The organism is Rossellomorea sp. GAMAL-10_SWC, from assembly GCF_049568075.1.
In the GTDB taxonomy this organism is placed as follows: domain Bacteria; phylum Bacillota; class Bacilli; order Bacillales; family Bacillaceae_G; genus Gottfriedia.
Window position 1 is genome coordinate 3,904,188 of the sequence record NZ_CP144911.1, and the last position, 16,879, is coordinate 3,921,066.

16 protein-coding genes and 1 other annotated feature are annotated in these 16,879 nt (G+C 32.4%); of the genes, 7 read left to right on the plus strand and 9 right to left on the minus strand.

The annotated features are described in order from the left end of the window. Positions 1 to 33 precede the first annotated feature (33 nt). Positions 34 to 708 (minus strand): Dph6-related ATP pyrophosphatase, encoded by a 675-nt coding sequence (locus tag V5E38_RS18975; protein WP_499211137.1) that lies wholly within the window; start codon positions 706 to 708, stop codon positions 34 to 36. Between the two features lie 82 nt (positions 709 to 790). Further along, positions 791 to 1,111: a hypothetical protein gene (locus tag V5E38_RS18980; protein ID WP_499211138.1), complete on the minus strand. Its 321-nt coding sequence runs from the start codon at positions 1,109 to 1,111 to the stop codon at positions 791 to 793. 142 nt (positions 1,112 to 1,253) lie between these two features. Here V5E38_RS18980 and V5E38_RS18985 point away from each other — a divergent pair, with 142 nt between their 5' ends. Further along, positions 1,254 to 2,030 carry a class I SAM-dependent methyltransferase gene (locus tag V5E38_RS18985; RefSeq protein ID WP_499211139.1) on the plus strand — a complete coding sequence of 259 codons (777 nt, stop codon included), beginning with the start codon at positions 1,254 to 1,256 and terminating at the stop codon, positions 2,028 to 2,030. Positions 2,031 to 2,104: 74 nt separating this feature from the next. Here V5E38_RS18985 and V5E38_RS18990 read toward each other — a convergent pair whose 3' ends face one another. Further along, entirely contained in the window at positions 2,105 to 3,376 is a 1,272-nt protein-coding gene (locus V5E38_RS18990) for a sensor histidine kinase family protein (protein WP_499211140.1), read from the minus strand. Between the two features lie 232 nt (positions 3,377 to 3,608). On the opposite strand from V5E38_RS18990, the gene V5E38_RS18995 reads away from it, so the two are divergent. Both V5E38_RS18995 and V5E38_RS19000 read left to right on the plus strand, forming a co-directional pair. Next, positions 3,609 to 4,754 (plus strand): metallophosphoesterase, encoded by a 1,146-nt coding sequence (locus V5E38_RS18995; protein WP_499211141.1) that lies wholly within the window; start codon positions 3,609 to 3,611, stop codon positions 4,752 to 4,754. Between the two features lie 194 nt (positions 4,755 to 4,948). Then, the gene (locus V5E38_RS19000; RefSeq protein ID WP_499211142.1) at positions 4,949 to 6,175 is read left to right on the plus strand and encodes a sensor histidine kinase family protein; all 1,227 of its coding nucleotides are present in this window, start codon (positions 4,949 to 4,951) and stop codon (positions 6,173 to 6,175) included. Between the two features lie 181 nt (positions 6,176 to 6,356). Here the strand turns inward: V5E38_RS19000 and V5E38_RS19005 are convergent, their stop codons facing one another. The 3 genes from V5E38_RS19005 to V5E38_RS19015 form a co-directional block, all read right to left on the minus strand. Next, positions 6,357 to 6,992: an FMN-dependent NADH-azoreductase gene (locus tag V5E38_RS19005; protein WP_069032735.1), complete on the minus strand. Its 636-nt coding sequence runs from the start codon at positions 6,990 to 6,992 to the stop codon at positions 6,357 to 6,359. Between the two features lie 192 nt (positions 6,993 to 7,184). Next, a complete protein-coding gene (locus V5E38_RS19010; protein WP_097973192.1) occupies positions 7,185 to 7,799 on the minus strand; it encodes an acetate uptake transporter in 615 nt (204 codons plus the stop codon). A gap of 133 nt (positions 7,800 to 7,932) precedes the next feature. Beyond that, on the minus strand, positions 7,933 to 8,814 hold the full coding sequence (locus V5E38_RS19015) for a radical SAM/SPASM domain-containing protein (RefSeq protein ID WP_499211143.1): 882 nt from the start codon (positions 8,812 to 8,814) through the stop codon (positions 7,933 to 7,935). A gap of 1,035 nt (positions 8,815 to 9,849) precedes the next feature. Next, positions 9,850 to 10,109: a binding site (T-box leader), on the plus strand. Between the two features lie 66 nt (positions 10,110 to 10,175). Here V5E38_RS19015 and V5E38_RS19020 point away from each other — a divergent pair. The 4 genes from V5E38_RS19020 (at position 10,176) to V5E38_RS19035 (ending at position 12,520) form a co-directional block, all read left to right on the plus strand. Further along, entirely contained in the window at positions 10,176 to 10,952 is a 777-nt protein-coding gene (locus tag V5E38_RS19020; protein ID WP_499211144.1) for an amino acid ABC transporter substrate-binding protein, read from the plus strand. A gap of 16 nt (positions 10,953 to 10,968) precedes the next feature. Next, complete coding sequence (locus V5E38_RS19025; protein WP_098428212.1) at positions 10,969 to 11,610, plus strand: amino acid ABC transporter permease; 642 nt, start codon at positions 10,969 to 10,971, stop codon at positions 11,608 to 11,610. 13 nt (positions 11,611 to 11,623) lie between these two features. Beyond that, a complete protein-coding gene (locus V5E38_RS19030; protein WP_335447303.1) occupies positions 11,624 to 12,277 on the plus strand; it encodes an amino acid ABC transporter ATP-binding protein in 654 nt (217 codons plus the stop codon). A 99-nt stretch (positions 12,278 to 12,376) separates the two neighbouring features. Then, the gene (locus tag V5E38_RS19035; protein WP_499211145.1) at positions 12,377 to 12,520 is read left to right on the plus strand and encodes a hypothetical protein; all 144 of its coding nucleotides are present in this window, start codon (positions 12,377 to 12,379) and stop codon (positions 12,518 to 12,520) included. A gap of 196 nt (positions 12,521 to 12,716) precedes the next feature. Here V5E38_RS19035 and V5E38_RS19040 read toward each other — a convergent pair whose 3' ends face one another. The 3 genes from V5E38_RS19040 to V5E38_RS19050 all read right to left on the minus strand — a co-directional run bounded on the left by V5E38_RS19040 (position 12,717) and on the right by V5E38_RS19050 (position 16,835). Beyond that, positions 12,717 to 13,733 (minus strand): cytochrome d ubiquinol oxidase subunit II, encoded by a 1,017-nt coding sequence (locus V5E38_RS19040; RefSeq protein ID WP_499211146.1) that lies wholly within the window; start codon positions 13,731 to 13,733, stop codon positions 12,717 to 12,719. A 114-nt stretch (positions 13,734 to 13,847) separates the two neighbouring features. Further along, positions 13,848 to 15,179, minus strand: a complete 1,332-nt coding sequence (locus tag V5E38_RS19045) for a cytochrome ubiquinol oxidase subunit I (RefSeq protein WP_499211147.1) — start codon at positions 15,177 to 15,179, stop codon at positions 13,848 to 13,850. A gap of 327 nt (positions 15,180 to 15,506) precedes the next feature. Then, complete coding sequence (locus V5E38_RS19050; RefSeq protein ID WP_499213608.1) at positions 15,507 to 16,835, minus strand: MATE family efflux transporter; 1,329 nt, start codon at positions 16,833 to 16,835, stop codon at positions 15,507 to 15,509. Positions 16,836 to 16,879: the final 44 nt, after the last annotated feature.

Below are 16,879 nucleotides of genomic sequence, written 5' to 3' on the forward strand. Positions count from 1 at the left end.
ACTATATTTTCTTTATAAAAATTCAGTAGAAATCTATTTAGTTGTTTCTATTTCTTTAATATTTAAAGACCATAATCCACTATTTAGAATTGTATCCGCATCTACTATATTTAAGCGTTCTTTGAATAATGGGCCATCAATTACAAACGTATGATATTCTCCGCTCTCGCCCATTAAACAGATTTCTTTGCTAATGAATAGTTCTTTTAAGTCATCATTTAGGCTTTTACCTACGATCGTAGAATCAAAAAAATTCTCTTTTGCCCTACAAATAATTGCATCGTATCCAGTCTCAAGCCATTGATCTAGTAAATTAGTAGTTTCACTTTTCTTAATCCACACTGGGAACATCGGTTCAAGTCCCACCTTAGTTGCAACTAGTTCATTCCATTGTCGATCTTCCTCGACATATAAAGTACCAAATGCAATCGCTGAAAGATCAAATTCCTCTTTTATTTTTTTTAATCCATTAATCATTGACTCCTCGTATTTACCTGCTGAGTCAATCATGACAAGAGGAATACCAAATGCATCAGCTTGCATTTGTAAAAAATTAAGCGGCGTCCCATGCGCATGATTTCTTTTATCCTTTTTCGATACCATTGATATTAGACATGCCACTTCATATTTATTTTTAATTAGTAAGTCTAATGCTAAACAACAATCCTTCCCACCACTCCAAGAAACTGCTACTTTACGATTGGTCACTTATATCATTCTCCCTTAACATTAAAGCGATAGACATCATTAAACTTCCATCCATAGCTTATAACAAACAAATTTTAAGTTATTATTTTTTTAGTAAACTTTTAACGTATGACATACCCTTTATTGCATAATCAAACCACTGTTGATCCCCGTATGGAATTTCAACCCATTCTCTCATAGGTTTCCCACCCATTGGGTCAAAGTTTTTTGCTCCGCTTAATGTTAAAGCTGTTGCAACATCTTCTGGCTTTAACTTTACAACAATATTAGGATCATTATAGAATACAAAAACTTTACCTTGTATTTTTAATCCTTTATGGCCAAAGATACTTCCTTTTGATGCTTCATAGTGATTGATTAGTTCAGTTCTTAAGCTTTCAAATTTTTCGATTGTACCTCCCATTTTCACCATTCCTTTTTATCTAACGCTTTTCTTAATAAAAATATCTTATTAATGCCAATAACTTATTGATATTATTCAGTGTAATATCATCGTCTATACTAGTAAATAGAAGCACCTGAATCAAATTTAGGGAGGGAATCAAATGGCCATCAACTTCCACGATGCACACAATAATAAGACTTATACAACTAGAGAGGCTAATCAATCTTGGATTCAGTTAATGAGGGATAATATTGATTTGTTTGGAAAGGACGCAGTTGATATAGGTTGCGGTGGAGGGATCTATTCGAAAGCTCTCTCTAAGTTAAAAGTAAACCACGTTACGGCGGTAGATTTTTCAGAGGAAATGCTTAAAGGTGCTGCTGAAAACTGTAAAGACTACAGTAATATTTCTTTTAGTAAAGGAGATGCATATCATACTAAGCTTCCATCTTCAAGTTATGATGTAGTTTTGGAAAGGGCTTTAGTCCATCATTTAAATAATTTAAATGCCTGTTTCAATGAGGCATATCGTTTACTAAAAAAGAACGGAATATTAATCGTACAAGACCGGACGCCAGAAGATTGTTTACTTCCTGGAGATGATAGCCATATACGAGGTTATTTTTTTGACCTTTACCCAAAATTGAAAACGAAAGAAATATCAAGAAGATATGATACGCAAGAAATGCACTCAGCATTAGAATCAGCCGGGTTTCATATAGAAAACACAGTAAAACTTTGGGAAACAAGACGTGACTACGCTGACCTAGAATCACTTCGGAGTGATTTATTTCTTAGAACAGGTCGATCAATTCTTCATGAACTCACTGATGAAGAGCTAAATCAATTAGTAAAATTCATCGATAATAAGCTTCAGCATCAATCTGCTATTATCGAAAAAGACTATTGGACAGTTTGGTTTGCTAGAAAGATATAATATTATAGACAATACTCACATTAATAGAAACGCTTAGTCTAAATTTCCTAAGCGTTTTTCATTTTCCCAATAGGTCAAACCAATTTACTATCTTTAGGCTCAACTTTTGGTAGTTTAATCGTTACTTTTGTTCCTTCATCAACGCTACTCTCGAAGGTGATTGTTCCATTCATTGCTTCAATGATTCGAACAGAAACTGTTGTCCCTACGCCAGTTCCCTTTTCTTTAGTTGAATAGAATAGCGTACCAATACGTGAAAGCTGTTCTTTAGTCATTCCTTTTCCATTATCTCTAATCGTAATGACCGTTTTATCTTTTTCTTCGTGTAGCTTCGTATGTACATATCCCCCTGAGCTAGTTGCCTCAATTGCGTTTTTAATTAGGTTTATTAGCGCTTGTTTAAATTGATTTTTATCTGTATTTATAAATGTTTCGACCTCTGTATCACCTTTTAATTTAACATTTTGCTTTAACGCTAAAGGAACTAATAAGGTGACTACATCTGAAACGCATTGCTTTAAATTGAACGTTTCTACTTTTTCAAATTGTGGTTTGGCAAAGTTTAAATAATCATTAATGATTCCTTCTGCTCTACCTAATTCGCTTAATACTAGCGGCAAATATTCCATAGACTGATTGTCTTTACTTTCTTGCATTAATTGTAGGAAACCTTTAACAACTGTAAGTGGATTCCTAACTTCATGAGCAATAGAAGCTGCCATTTCACTTAACGTATTAAGTTTCTCGGCTCTTTGAATTTCTTTATGAAGTATTTTATTTTCAATTAGTGTTTCAATCAGTTTTGCTCCTAAAGTAATTGCGATTAACTCGATTACAATAAAAATAAGAACTAGCCCAAATAGTCTGTAATCGCTTTTAAAACTAATCTTATTTACGAATAAAAAAGTAAATAAGATTCCTAGTTGAACTAAAGCTGGCCATAAACTAATAAGAGTTGTTGCAATTATTCTCTGTTTAGGCTTAAATGTCCAAAACCATTTAAATAAAATTAAAGACCCTAGTGAGGATAAGGTAATACTGATCATACCAAATATGATAGCGTCTCCACCTAATATGATTCTAGCTAATAAGATCGCTAAAAAAGTCACGATCCCCCAGCGATAGCCACAATAAAGAAACGCAAGAGTTAATGGGATATATCTTAAATCCCAAAATAACCCATATGCTGGATATGGAAAGGCCATGCAAAAAAAACCTGCTACAGCCTGAAACATGCCAAAAAGATAAATTTTATCTTTATAGCCATGTCTTTCATAAATAATACTGTATATTAAGATTGGACTTAATATGATTAAAACATGTAGCAAAAGTTTTTCGATTAACACGTTTTTACCCTCACTAGATTCGAAATTTTCGAAATATAATTAACATGAATATAATACGACAAAACTTCCAAAAATCCTTTATTTTACCCTATTAACTCACACTATTTTTCATTTTCTGTCGATTAATATTTTAATGCTATTTTTCAATTTATAGAAAGTGAAAAAGGTGCGTTTATAAGTTTAAACATTTATACTAGAATTACCATACCGCTATCGTATGAAAGGGATAAATATGAATAAAAGAATAGTATTAAATATTATTTTGGTTATGATTTTCTTTTTCCTAATTAATTTTTACATAGGTCTTAATGGATGGATTTATATTAATGCTTTGCTAAGTAGATGGACGAATCCAACAATAAAAATAATCTATTGGATCGTATTTCTGTTAATAACTTTTGCGTACATTCTTTCAAGAGTTTTAAAGAGTAAGCTTCCTACTTCATTCTTTAAACCGATCCATAAAATTGGAGCATACTGGTTAGCTATCTTTTATTATTTAATTTTCTTTGTGATCGTTGCTGATTTGATTGGACTGATTATAAGAGAATTTACATCTTTCAAAACAAGTAGTATAACTGTGATACTTGGAACAATTGTCATAATATGTGTCGCAAACCTTATCGTAAAAGGTAGAAAAAGTGCACTAGACACACAGATTGTTCATTATGACATCAATGTTGATAAACCAATTGAAAAGTATAAAGAACTTTCAATTGTACTAGTTTCGGATTTACATTTAAGCACATTAGTCACGAATAAAAGATTAGAGTTTCTCGTTGAAAAGATTAATAAGCTAGCTCCTGATTTAGTCTTAATTGCTGGAGATATTATTGATGAAGATATTACTCCTTTTGTTGAGGAAAATATGATTCAAACGTTGAAAAAGTTAAAACCAAAGATTGGAATATATGCAGTGCCAGGTAATCATGATTATTACGGTGGACATTTAGATTTACTTGCCCGGCATTTAAAGGATGCTGGTATTCATATTTTATTAGATGAAAAAGAACTAGTTGATAACAATTTCTATATCGTTGGTCGTAAAGACCTTGCAAGTAAAAAGCGCTTAGATTTACATGAACTACTTGAAGGAATCGATCATACAAAACCAATTATCTTACTTGATCACCAGCCTTATCATTTAGATATCCCTACTCAATTAGGAGTAGATTTACAAGTCTCTGGACATACACATCGCGGCCAGTTTATGCCTAATCACTTAATTACCCGTCGACTTTATGAAGTTGACTGGGGCTATTTACAAAAAGAACGCTCACACTTTGTCGTTTCATCAGGATTTGGAACTTGGGGACCTCCAATTAGAACAGGTAACCCTTCTGAGATTGTAACGATCACTGTTTCATTTTCTAATTAATTTCAGACTGTTGACAAGCGCTCGCAATCAGTCTGAAAATCAAATTTTCAGGACTGTGTCACACACACTGAAGGGACCAAAAAAACATTTTTTTGGTCTCTTTTATATTAATTTTGTCATAATTTATATATAAATAATTTTCTGAAAAGTGTAAAATATTATTGTAAGTTTCTTTTCAGAACGGAGATTGAAGCATGAAAAATACAGAGTACTACAACAAAAGGAGCCGTCGAATTTATATTTTTTTTATGGCTTCACTCACTTCTTTATTGCTAGTAGGAATTACACTCTCTCCTTTAACTTTTAAGGATCATCCAATTGAACTTATTACTCAAATTATCTTAATGTTCATTGTTATTTTTGCTTTATTCAATTTTGTAAAAAAAGATAACACATTTTCAAAAGTATTATTTACAACCATTTCTTCACTATACTTGTATATTAAATTTTGGTCATACCCAGACACATCAACAATGTATAGTTTTGTAGCAATCATTCCAATCTTTACGATCTTTTTATATAATCGCATAGCATTTTATATCGGTTGGGTATTAAATATACTAATTGGCCCTACTTTTGTATTACTAATCTCATTCACCGATCTAAAAGAAAAATATTCTTATATAGCATTAGACCCTGTCGGCAATATATTAGAATTCCTAGCGATTCAATTAATACTCTTATTTGTATTTTTACAAACAGAGACGAAGGTCATCGCTCTAGAAGCCAATCACAAGGAAATACAACAGGCCAAACAATTAAATTCGATTGGTCAACTAGCTGCAACGATCGCACATGAAATTCGAAATCCAATTACTGTCGTAAAAGGTTTTGCACAACTTTTTCAAAAAACAAAAACAATGAACCCAGAAGAAAAATACTATGTCGATACGATGCTAAAAGAATTAGAATACGCTCAAATCATTATTAATGATTATTTATCACTAGCAAAACCTCAAACTGAAACGCTACAAGTCGTAGAAGTAAATAAAGAAATATTGAATGTAACTGATTTGCTTGCCTCGATGGCAAATAGTCAAAGCATCGGTTTCCATTTAAACTTAAATCAAATACTTTATACAAAAATAAATCCGATTGAATTTAAACAAGTTCTCGTTAACTTGATGAAAAACGCCATCGAATCAATGCACGATGCCGGATTTATTACAATCAATCTATTACAAGAAAATGAATATGCACTTATTGAAATCATAGACACAGGAATTGGAATGTCCCAAGAAACAATTGAAAAGCTTGGCACTCCCTTCTACTCACTAAAAGAAAGAGGCACTGGGATTGGATTAACCGTCTGCTTCAATATAATCGAAAAATTTAAAGGCAAAATTAAAGTAAGTAGTAAGGAAAACGAAGGATCCATATTCCGGATTTATTTACCGATTTGGCAATGTGAAAATGAATGAAGAAAAACCACAAACTTAAATGTGGTTTTTCTTTTTAGATTAAATTTGGAGTAGGTGGTTCATGAGGACTTATAAACGACCCATAAAAGGTTCTTGAGTAAATTAAAATACTAGAAGACGATAATTCCTGATCATAACTGAAAAAAACTCACCAAAAAAGTGAGTTTTTATTCTAAACATATTAAAAATCCTTTGCAGTTTCCTTAGCTTTTTGAATTGCTTGTTCTTTAATTTCTTGTGCTCGGTCTGGGAATTGATTTTGACCTTCTACAAAAATTCCATTAAAGTCTTGAACACCTAAGAAGCCCATTATCACTCCAATATAGCGATGTCCCATTTCAAGGCCTGCAGCTGGACCTTCTGAATAAACCCCACCACGTGCTTGGATATGCAAAGCTTTTTTACCACCTAATAATCCTTGAGGACCATTAGAAGTATATTTGAAAGTTTTACCAGCAACGCAAATCGCATCAATATAGTTCTTCATAATTGGAGGGAATAAAAAGTTCCATAAAGGTGTAACAAATACATATTTATCTGCTTCAGCAAATTGAGTTACAATCTCGTTTAATCTTCCTACTTTTGATTGTTCACCTGAAGAAAGTGTATCAAATGATCCTCCAGATTGAAGTTTCCCCCATCCTGCAAATACTTCGGCATCAATATGAGGAATTGTTTCATTATAAAGGTCAATATGTACTACTTGATCATTCGGATGTGCAGCTTTATAACTCTCGATAAATGCATCACCAACCGCCATACTGTAAGAAGTAGACTTATCGTGCGGATGTGCTGTGATATACAATAGTGTAGTCAAACGAATTTCCACCTTTCATTCTTTACCTTTTTAAAAGCACGATATTATCATCTGTCATTTCCGATTAAACAATACAAATATTTATAAAAAAACCTTTACTCCAATGGTAAAGGTTTCAGTGTGTAGACCTAGTACAAAAAACTTGAGTTTCAGACTGACAAAGTCCAAAAAGTTAATTTTAAGACTGAATTATTATTTCGCTTTAAAAATCCCAAAAGGTTTCCCTACAGGTAAGAATTCTCTTCCAAAGTGACTATTTAATACAGCTGCAGCTGATCCATAAAATGACATAATTGCAATTCCTAATTCACTGTATGCTGCAAAGGTATGTGTAGCTTCTTCCATAAATCCTAATGTGCTTAATGATAATCCAATAAATAAACAATCAATTAATACAAAAATAATAAATAATACTTTATGAGTTTCCATTGCACCGATTGTCATAAAAATTGAAAAGATTAAATATCCTACAAAAGCAAAACCAAGTTGTTTAACATCAGCTGCATTCATTAATGCCTTTCCAAAAACACCTAATTGAATTAGCCAAGTAGTACCAACAGCTAACCAAAAGAAAGCATATGCTCCAAATGCTGTTGCTCCAAAAACATTGTTATGTTTAAAATCCTGGATACTCGCAAATAATTGTGCAATCGCACCTAAAAAAATTGCCCACGGTAATACTAATGAAACCCCATCAGTAATTCCTAATTTTTGTGTTGAGGCAACAAGCGTTACCATCGCTAAACCGAATAAACCAATTGCAGATGGATCTGCAGTAGTTATTTTAATTTGTTGAACGTCTTTCATTGATGTAAATCCTCCTAAAATTTTAAACAGACTAAACTATACTACTATAAAATTTTAGGGATGAATATAGCTTTTTTTCGCTTTTCAATAAGAAAGCACTTTCTTTTAAAAAGAAAGCGCTTTTTACCAAAAATTACTTTTTATGTCGTTTTGCATAACCGCATCTTTTGCATAATTCTTCCACTGCACATCGTCTTGAGAAGCCATCATAAATTGCTCTTGCACGCTCAGAATTTAAAATATCTTCTAGTGATGTCTCATAAATATTCCCTAATGGAATCTTACCTTCACTATCTAAACAACATGGTACTACTGTTCCATCAACTAATACACCGATCTGATCCCTTAATCCATAGCAGAATACATTTTCATCGATGATATCATTACCCATGTCTGGCCATTGGAACTTTTCTGCCATATTTAAATAAATTTTATCACGCAGTTTAATATTATGTGTTTCCTGAAGTCTTTCACTTAAAGAAAAGTCTAAGTTTAGTTTTTCTTCAAGTAAATTTAATATATCAATATTCAGTGAGTTACTTGCTCTTAACTCTTCACTATCCATATTCCAAAGCCTAATTGCACAAATCATATCACTTTGTTCATTCGCTTCATTAATGAAGTTCGTAATATTTTCAACGTAATCATGCAAATCCTTCGTTAAATCATTCGCCTCAAAACTATGAAGTGAAAAATTGATTTGTCTTAAACCTTTGGATTCAATTAATAAATCCTTTACCTTATTAATTAACGTACCATTCGTTGTTATGTTAACCTTCAAACCATTTTCATGACTAATATCCAAAAAACGACCGAGCTTTGTATTTAAAAATGGCTCTCCCATCAAATGAAAATAAATATGTTCCGTATAAGGTTTAACCGAATTTACAACATGAGTAAATGCTTTCTCGTCCAAAAACTTCAACGGTCTCTCCAAAGTTGGGCTCGGGCAAAAATTACACTTCAAATTACATATATTTGTAATTTCTATATAAACTTTCTTAAATTTTCTCATTCTACTCTCCTACTTTACATTATCTATATCCATATTTTACGTTCAAAAAAACTATAATCCTATCATACAATAATTTTTAAGATATTAATATTTCAACACTCTGTTCAATTTTTACCAACCGAACAGAATTGTAATCATTCTAAAACTTCATGAAATTGTTTAAATTTTATAATTACAACTACAGTTTGATTATAGTTATTTTATTATAATTAAACTAGGCAATTGAATAGCATAGGGGAATTGGTTTTATCTTCTTTTCTACGCAATTTTGTAGAAAGGAGGTGCTGCCAATGCAAACACTTGAAATAGTTACTCTAATCTTCATCGCAATGACCTTTGTCGTTGCATTGATCCAATTAGTAGTTATTATTATCAACGCAACAAAAAAGAAATAGCCCCTATGCTTTTGCACGGCATGGGCTACTTCTTTGAATTACTTAGATAAAACCATCTCGGCTTATTTAGTTGCCTAGAACGAGTGTTGGCGCACTCGTTCTTTTTTATATAATTATTATATCATATGATTCTTTAGATATACTTTGAGTGCATGAACTTTTTGTTAAGTACAAAGAAATTATCATCATAATGACCTTTATCGTTGCATTGATCCAATTAGTAGTTAGCATTATCAACGCAACAAAAAAGAAATAGCCCCTTTGCTTTGACCTGGCATGGGCTACTTCTTATGATATAACTAGATAAAACCATCTCAGCTTATTTAGTTGCCTAGAACGAGTGTTACCGCACTCGTTCTTAATGATAATTTATCATATTTTTTAATCGAAATTTATAAAGTATATGTTATTTTTGTGAATTGATAATATTTGACAATCCCAATCAGTTCTATCAGTATTCAATCGACAATTTTCCATATTTCCCGAGAAATTTCCTATCCAAGTTTTGACAAAATCAACGTTTTTTCAAATAAAATTTGTTGACAGTTGTTTGTAATCTGTAATATTATTTGTTCATCGCAAAACAAACTAGTTTGATTTTATAAAAACTGCAGTATTGAACATATTTGAAAATTTAATTTTAAAAGCATTGATGAGAAATAGTAAAAGTATTAAGTTCTTAAACAGAGAGTTCCCGGTTGGTGCGAGGGGCGTAAGACAATATTTTGAACACATCTCTGAGCTGAGCACCGAACCCTTTTTGGTAGTAGACTGTTTCCGGATTCCCTGCACCCGTTATCGTGCTAGAGTATAGCTTAATTGCTGCACTTGAAGAGGTTGGTATCGTGAGGTATCAATAAATAGAGGTGGAACCACGTGAGTAATACTCCCGTCCTCTAGCTATTCCATATAGCTAGAGGTCGGGAGTTTTTTGTTTTTCAAAAATATTTTAAGGGAGAGAGTAAAATGAATAAAAAATTAATGTCAGCAATGATCATTTGTATGATTTCAATATTAGTTGTAACTGGTTGTGGAAAAGAAAAACGAAATGCAAACGAAGTAGTCGTTGGATTAGATGATACTTTTGTACCAATGGGTTTTAAAGATGATAAAGGTAAGATTGTAGGTTTTGATATTGATTTAGCAAAAGAAGTATTTAAACGTGAAAATATGAAAGTAACTTTCCAACCAATTGATTGGTCAATGAAAGAGACTGAATTAAAATCAGGAAATATTGATGCAATTTGGAACGGCTATTCAATTACAGATGAGCGCAAGAAAAAAGTAAATTTCTCAGATGCATATTTAAAAAATAGACAAGTTATTATCACCCTAGCAAATTCAAAAATAAAAACAAAATCAGATTTAAAAGGTAAAAATGTTGGGATTCAAGAAGGATCAAGTTCTTTAGATGCAGTTAACAAAGATAAAAACTTAGTAACATCATTTAACGGTAGTAAACCTGTGTTATATGAAAATAACAACCAAGCTTTAATGGACTTAGAATCAAAACGTGTAGATGTGGTTGTAGCGGATGAAACATTAGCTAGATATTACATGAACAAAAGAGGCCAAAACAAATACAAAATTTTAGAAGACAACTTTGGTGAAGAAGAATATGGAATTGGCGTTAGAAAAGATGATGCTGATTTACTTAAAAAAATTAACAAAGAAATTAGTGCTATGAAAAAAGATGGTACTTATGACAAAATTTACAAAAAATGGTTCGGTACATTGAAATAAAAAGGAGCTTACGATCATGGAACAAATTACATCTTTATTACCTTCCATGCTTGATGGATTAAAAATAACGCTAGAGGTTTTCTTAATTACTCTAGCGTTAGCAATTCCACTTGGAATCATCATTGCACTTGGAAGACTTTCGAATATTACAGCAATCAAATCAATTATTAGTTCTTATATTTTATTAATGCGTGGTACACCTCTACTTCTACAATTAATCTTTATCTTTTTTGGTTTACCATTAGTCGGAATTGTCTTTGACCGTTTTACAACAGTTATTATCGCATTTGTACTTAATTATGCAGCTTATTTTGGAGAAATATTCAGAGCCGGTATTCAATCAGTTGATAAAGGTCAATATGAAGCAGCAGAGGTTTTAGGATTGAGTCGAAGTCAAACTTTTAAAAGAATTATTCTGCCTCAAATGACTAAAAAAGTATTACCACCTGTTTCAAACGAAGTCATTACGCTAGTAAAAGATTCAGCTCTTGTATATGTAGTTGGACTTGATGATATGCTTCGAGTAGCTAAAATCGCATCTAATACAAGCGCATCACTACTGCCTCTTGTTTTCGTTGGTATTATTTATCTTCTACTAACAGCAATATTAACGAATTTATTTAAACGATTAGAAAATCGATATTCATATTATAAATAAGGAGAGACTAAAAATGTTAAAAGTAAATAACTTAACAAAACAGTTTAATAAACAAACCGTATTAAATGAAGTCTCTTTTGAAGTTAATAAAGGAGAAATCGTTACTCTACTAGGACAATCAGGAGCAGGTAAAACGACAATACTTCGTTGTATTAATGGTTTAGAAAGCTTCGATGGCGGATCTATTGAAATAGATGGCCAAATGATAAAATCTAAAAAAGATCTTTTAAAAGTAAGAAAAAACGTTGGACTCGTTTTTCAAAACTATAATTTATTCCCACATAAAACAGTAATTGAAAATATTATTGAAGCCCCTACTCTTGTACTAGGTATGAATAAAGAAGATGCTACAAAAAGAGCAATGGATTTATTAAAACAAGTTGGTCTAAGTGATAAAGCAAATTCATTACCAAACGAGTTATCAGGCGGACAACAGCAACGTGTAGCAATCGCTAGAGCGTGTGCACTACAGCCAAAAATTCTTTGCTTTGATGAACCTACTTCCGCACTAGATCCTGAACTAACGAACGGAATTGCTGAGATTATGAAAAAATTAGCAAATGACGGAATGAGCATCCTTGTCATTACTCACGACATGGAATTCGCAAGTAATGTTTCGACTCGTACGCTACTTGTAAAAGAAGGAAAAGTTTTAGAAAGTGCATGAATGTAGCGGAAACTAGGTTATATTCCAAAATATATGATTAGATTTTACCCTTTTTCTATCTATCTAAATAATACGAACGTAAATTCAGGTGAATTTAGCATGTTAATTGCAGATTCACCTTTTTTATTTGCGGTTTTGACATTTTTAATTGCAGTTTTGTCTTTTTTATTTGCAGCTCCATCAGTTTATTTGCAGTTCCTACTGATTTATTTGCACCCCCGTCGCTTTAGCGCAGTTCCATAAAATTTATTTGCAGTTCACCCCTACCTCATCCTTTATTCAAAAAAAAGCGCCCCAATTTTATAGGCGCCTCTCCACTCATTATTCAATGAAAAAATTTACTAATAAAAGATAATCCCATTATTAAAGCTACAATAAAACATAGAAGTACAAGCCGCTTTTCATGTTTATTAGAAGAGTGCATTTCATCTCCCCCACTTTACTTTTTGCCTTGAACATACTCGGCATCAAATAAAAATAGTTTAAATAAGAACAATAGCGATGGAACTAATAGTAGTAACCCTAAGACAAATACAGTTACTAGCATGGTACCGGATGTTTTATTGGTGTATCCATTGTATATCGTAATATATGGATCTAATATATATGGCAAATGCGCTGCTCCATAGCCGAAAAAAGCAAAGAAGAATTGGAGCATTACAAATATAAAGGCTGTTCCGTAATTTCGTTTTAGTAAAATTAATGATGATGCTATTAAAAAACAAACTAATGATAATAAAAACATCCACCAATAATGATTAACGATATTTTCATAAAATCTAACATTATTATCTCTTAATCCTACAAATATAAGAAAGCTTGATAGGATTGTTGGTACGGTCCAATATAAAGCATATTGTCTTAATATCGCTAGCGCACTTTCATCTTTTGCTTTACTTGCGTAATAGGTTAAAAATGTTGCGCTAATATATAAGACTGAAATGATTGCAATGATTACAACACTCCAGGAGTAGATACTTGTTAATAGGTTTTTAGCTAAAAATTGAACGACTCCATTTTTTTCAACTATATACCCTCCTCCGGAAATGGTCAGAACTGTACAAAGTGAAGCTGGAATCAATAGGCCTGTGGCTCCATATAAGAATAAATAAACTTTGTTTTCCTTTGATCCATAATTAGAAAAGGCATAAAACGAGCCTCTAATTGCCAATAGGACTAGCGAAATACTTCCTGGGATTAATAGAGCCGTCCCATAGTAAAATGCAACACTTGGAAAAAAGCCTATAATGCCAACAAAGAAAAATACAAAAAATACATTCGTTATCTCCCAAACAGGTGATAAATATCTACTAATCAAATTATTTATTAAGTGATCCTTTTTCGTTACTTTTCCATAATAAGCAAAGAATCCAGCACCGAAGTCAATTGATGCAATAATGATATATCCATATAGAAATATCCATAAAACGATTATTCCTAATAACTCAATATTCAATGTTCACCCTCCTATTCATTGGCTTTGTCTCAAATTCAAGCAATACTCTTTCAAGCTACAACATTTACTTATTCGTAACTTACCGAAAGTTTTACGATTGAAATTTAACAGAGCCTATTTTTTTAAACGATATTGAAGTTCATCTTCGGGTGGATTATGAATGAACATTTTTCGAATAACGATTGTACAAAAGACTCCTAAAAATACATACAATACAAAAAATAACCAAAACATACCGCCTAGTCCTTTGGCAGTTGTGGCTCCCTCTGAAACCTTCATATATCCTCTTAATATCCATGGCTGGCGGCCAATTTCGGCAATCATCCATCCAAGTTCGATATTGATCATCGCTAATGGGCCAGTCAGCGCCAGTCCACGTAAAAGCCATTTATTATGCATCCAATTTTTCTTCTTGATAGAAAACACAACAAATATGAAGGTCATCGATATTATTAAGCCGACAAATGTCATTTTAATATCAAATAAATAATGTATGAACAAAGGTGGCGTCTCATCTTTTGGGAATTCATTTAATCCAATTACTGGTGCATTAAAATCTGAGAAAGATAAAAAGCTTAGCAGTTTAGGAATTCGAATTTCATATTTTACTTCATGTGTTTTATCATCTAGTGTTCCGAATAAGACAAAATCTGCTCCTCTTTCTGTCTCAAAATGCCATTCAATAGCTGCTAGTTTTTCTGGTTGGTATTTAGCAAGGAATTTTGCTGATACATCTCCTGTGACACCTGTTAAAACGGCAAAAATTAATCCTAGTGTTGCTGCTAATCGAAGCCCTTTTCGTGTGTATTCCGTATTCTTTCCTCTTAATAATTGAATAGCGGCGATCGACGTTAATATAAGTGCGGATGCAACATATGCAGTAACAATTACATGTAAAGTTTTAGAAGGAGCAGCTGGATTAAACATTGCAGCGATTGGATCGACCGTTGTAATTATTCCATTTTTCAAAGTAAAACCTTGTGGAGTATTCATGAACGCATTTACTGTCGTGATAAAAAATGCCGACAAAGTTGAACCTAATATAACAGGTAAAATGATCAACCAATGATAAATAGGTTTTTTAAATCGGTCCCAAGTATATAAATAGATCCCAAGGAATATCGCTTCAAAAAAGAAAGCGAATGTTTCCATAAACAATGGGAAACTAATTGCTTGACCCGCGATTCTCATAAAGCTCGGCCATAATAAAGATAGTTGTAGACCAATACAAGTACCAGTTACTACTCCGACTGCAACGGTAATTGTGTAACCTCTGGCCCATCTTCTCGCCATTAGCGTGTAATGTGGATCCTTTTTTAAGATTCCTAACCCTTCTGCAATTGCGATCATTAAGGGTATTCCTACACCAATTGTTGCAAAAATAATGTGAAATACTAGTGTCATACTTGTTAGTAATCTACTGAGTGTGACATTATCCAACTCCATCACGAAATCCCCCCTATAATGTAATATCTTATTGTCCAATGAAATTAATTATTCTAATCAAATGACCGATCATGTTACGATTTTATGAACATAATCAGTAAAATTGCATTTTAATTTGTATCTATAAAAGTATGTTCCTATAACAATAAAGGTATACGGTATTTCTAAAGGGAAAACAAATAACCACAAGGAATTCCCTTGTGGTTCAGACTGCCCGCCAAGCGCTTGCAATCAGTCTGAAAATCAATTTTTTTGTATTTTGTCTACACACTAAAACCACAAGGAATTCCCTTGTGGTTTTAGTTCAACGAAATAATGAATTTCAAATTAATTGACTAAACGGACTATACGTTTCTTTCTCCATGAAAATTTATAATATAAAAAATTTAATCCAAGTCCAACTATAAAAGCTGCCGGGTATCCGAACCAAATTCCTTTCATTCCGAGACTTGTGTAATGAGATAAAAGATAAGCTACAGGTACTTCAATACACCATATTACAAATATACTAATAAGCGTTGGCCACAGTACTGCTCCACTAGCACGCATTGTAGACGATAAAATAAATGAATGTCCGAGTATTAAATATCCCCATAACGTAATCATCAATAAACTATTCGCTATTTGTACAGTACTATCATTCGTTAGAAATAAATTTAAAATAGGCTTTGAGAAAAAATAAGTGAGTAAGACTACTATGCCACCGAGCACATAGTTAAGTAATAATCCTATTTTAATAACTTGGTTTAATCGATCAACCTGATTTGCTCCTATTGACTGAGCAGCAAAAATTGATACTGCGATTCCAATACAAATTGATGGCATTTGAACATAACTTACTAACTGATTTACAACCCCATAGGATGCAGTAGCCTCTGATCCATATTGATTAACAAAAGTAATAACGGCAATCTCAGAAATCGAAAGAAATACCATATTAATACTCGTTGGAATACCTAGTTTTAAAATTAGTTTTAAAAGTTCAGGATCCATCTTCAAATAGTTTCTTAACGAAGTATCAAGACGAAGTGGATGATTCGTTTTGTGTAAGTATATGAATAGAACTATACATGTCAAAACCGTTGAACCTATTGATGCATATGCTGCCCCATATATTCCTAGCTTTGGTATGCCTAACCAACCAAATACTAATGGTGGTAAAAGTGCAACATTTAAAACTGTACTTAATATAAGAAAATAAAACGGTGTTTTTGAATCCCCAATACCCCTCATTAGAGTTGTATATACCATATAGATAAATAGCACGGGAATCGACCAAAATAAAATGGAAGCATAATGTGTACTTACATGAAGAATATTTTCAGGAGTTCCTATTAAACTCAAAAGTTTTTCAATAAAAATATTGCCAATGATTGCAAGCACTACAGCGAGGAAAAGAGTAAAAGTAAGAGTCGTTCCAACAATCGCTTTTACTCTATTTTCAAGTTTTGCCCCATGTGCCTGACCAATCAAAATTGAACTGCCAGAGCCAATTCCAATAATAAATGATACTAAAAAGAAAAATATGGGAAAGAAAGCTGAAATTGCAGCTAATGCATTTTCCCCTAACCAATTTCCTACTATAATCATGCTAAAAACCTGGCCAATTGACTGCATAATATTACTTAAAAGTAATGGAATTAGAAACATAATCATTGGGCGTAATAAAGTAAATTTTACTTTTTTTTGCTCCTGAGGAT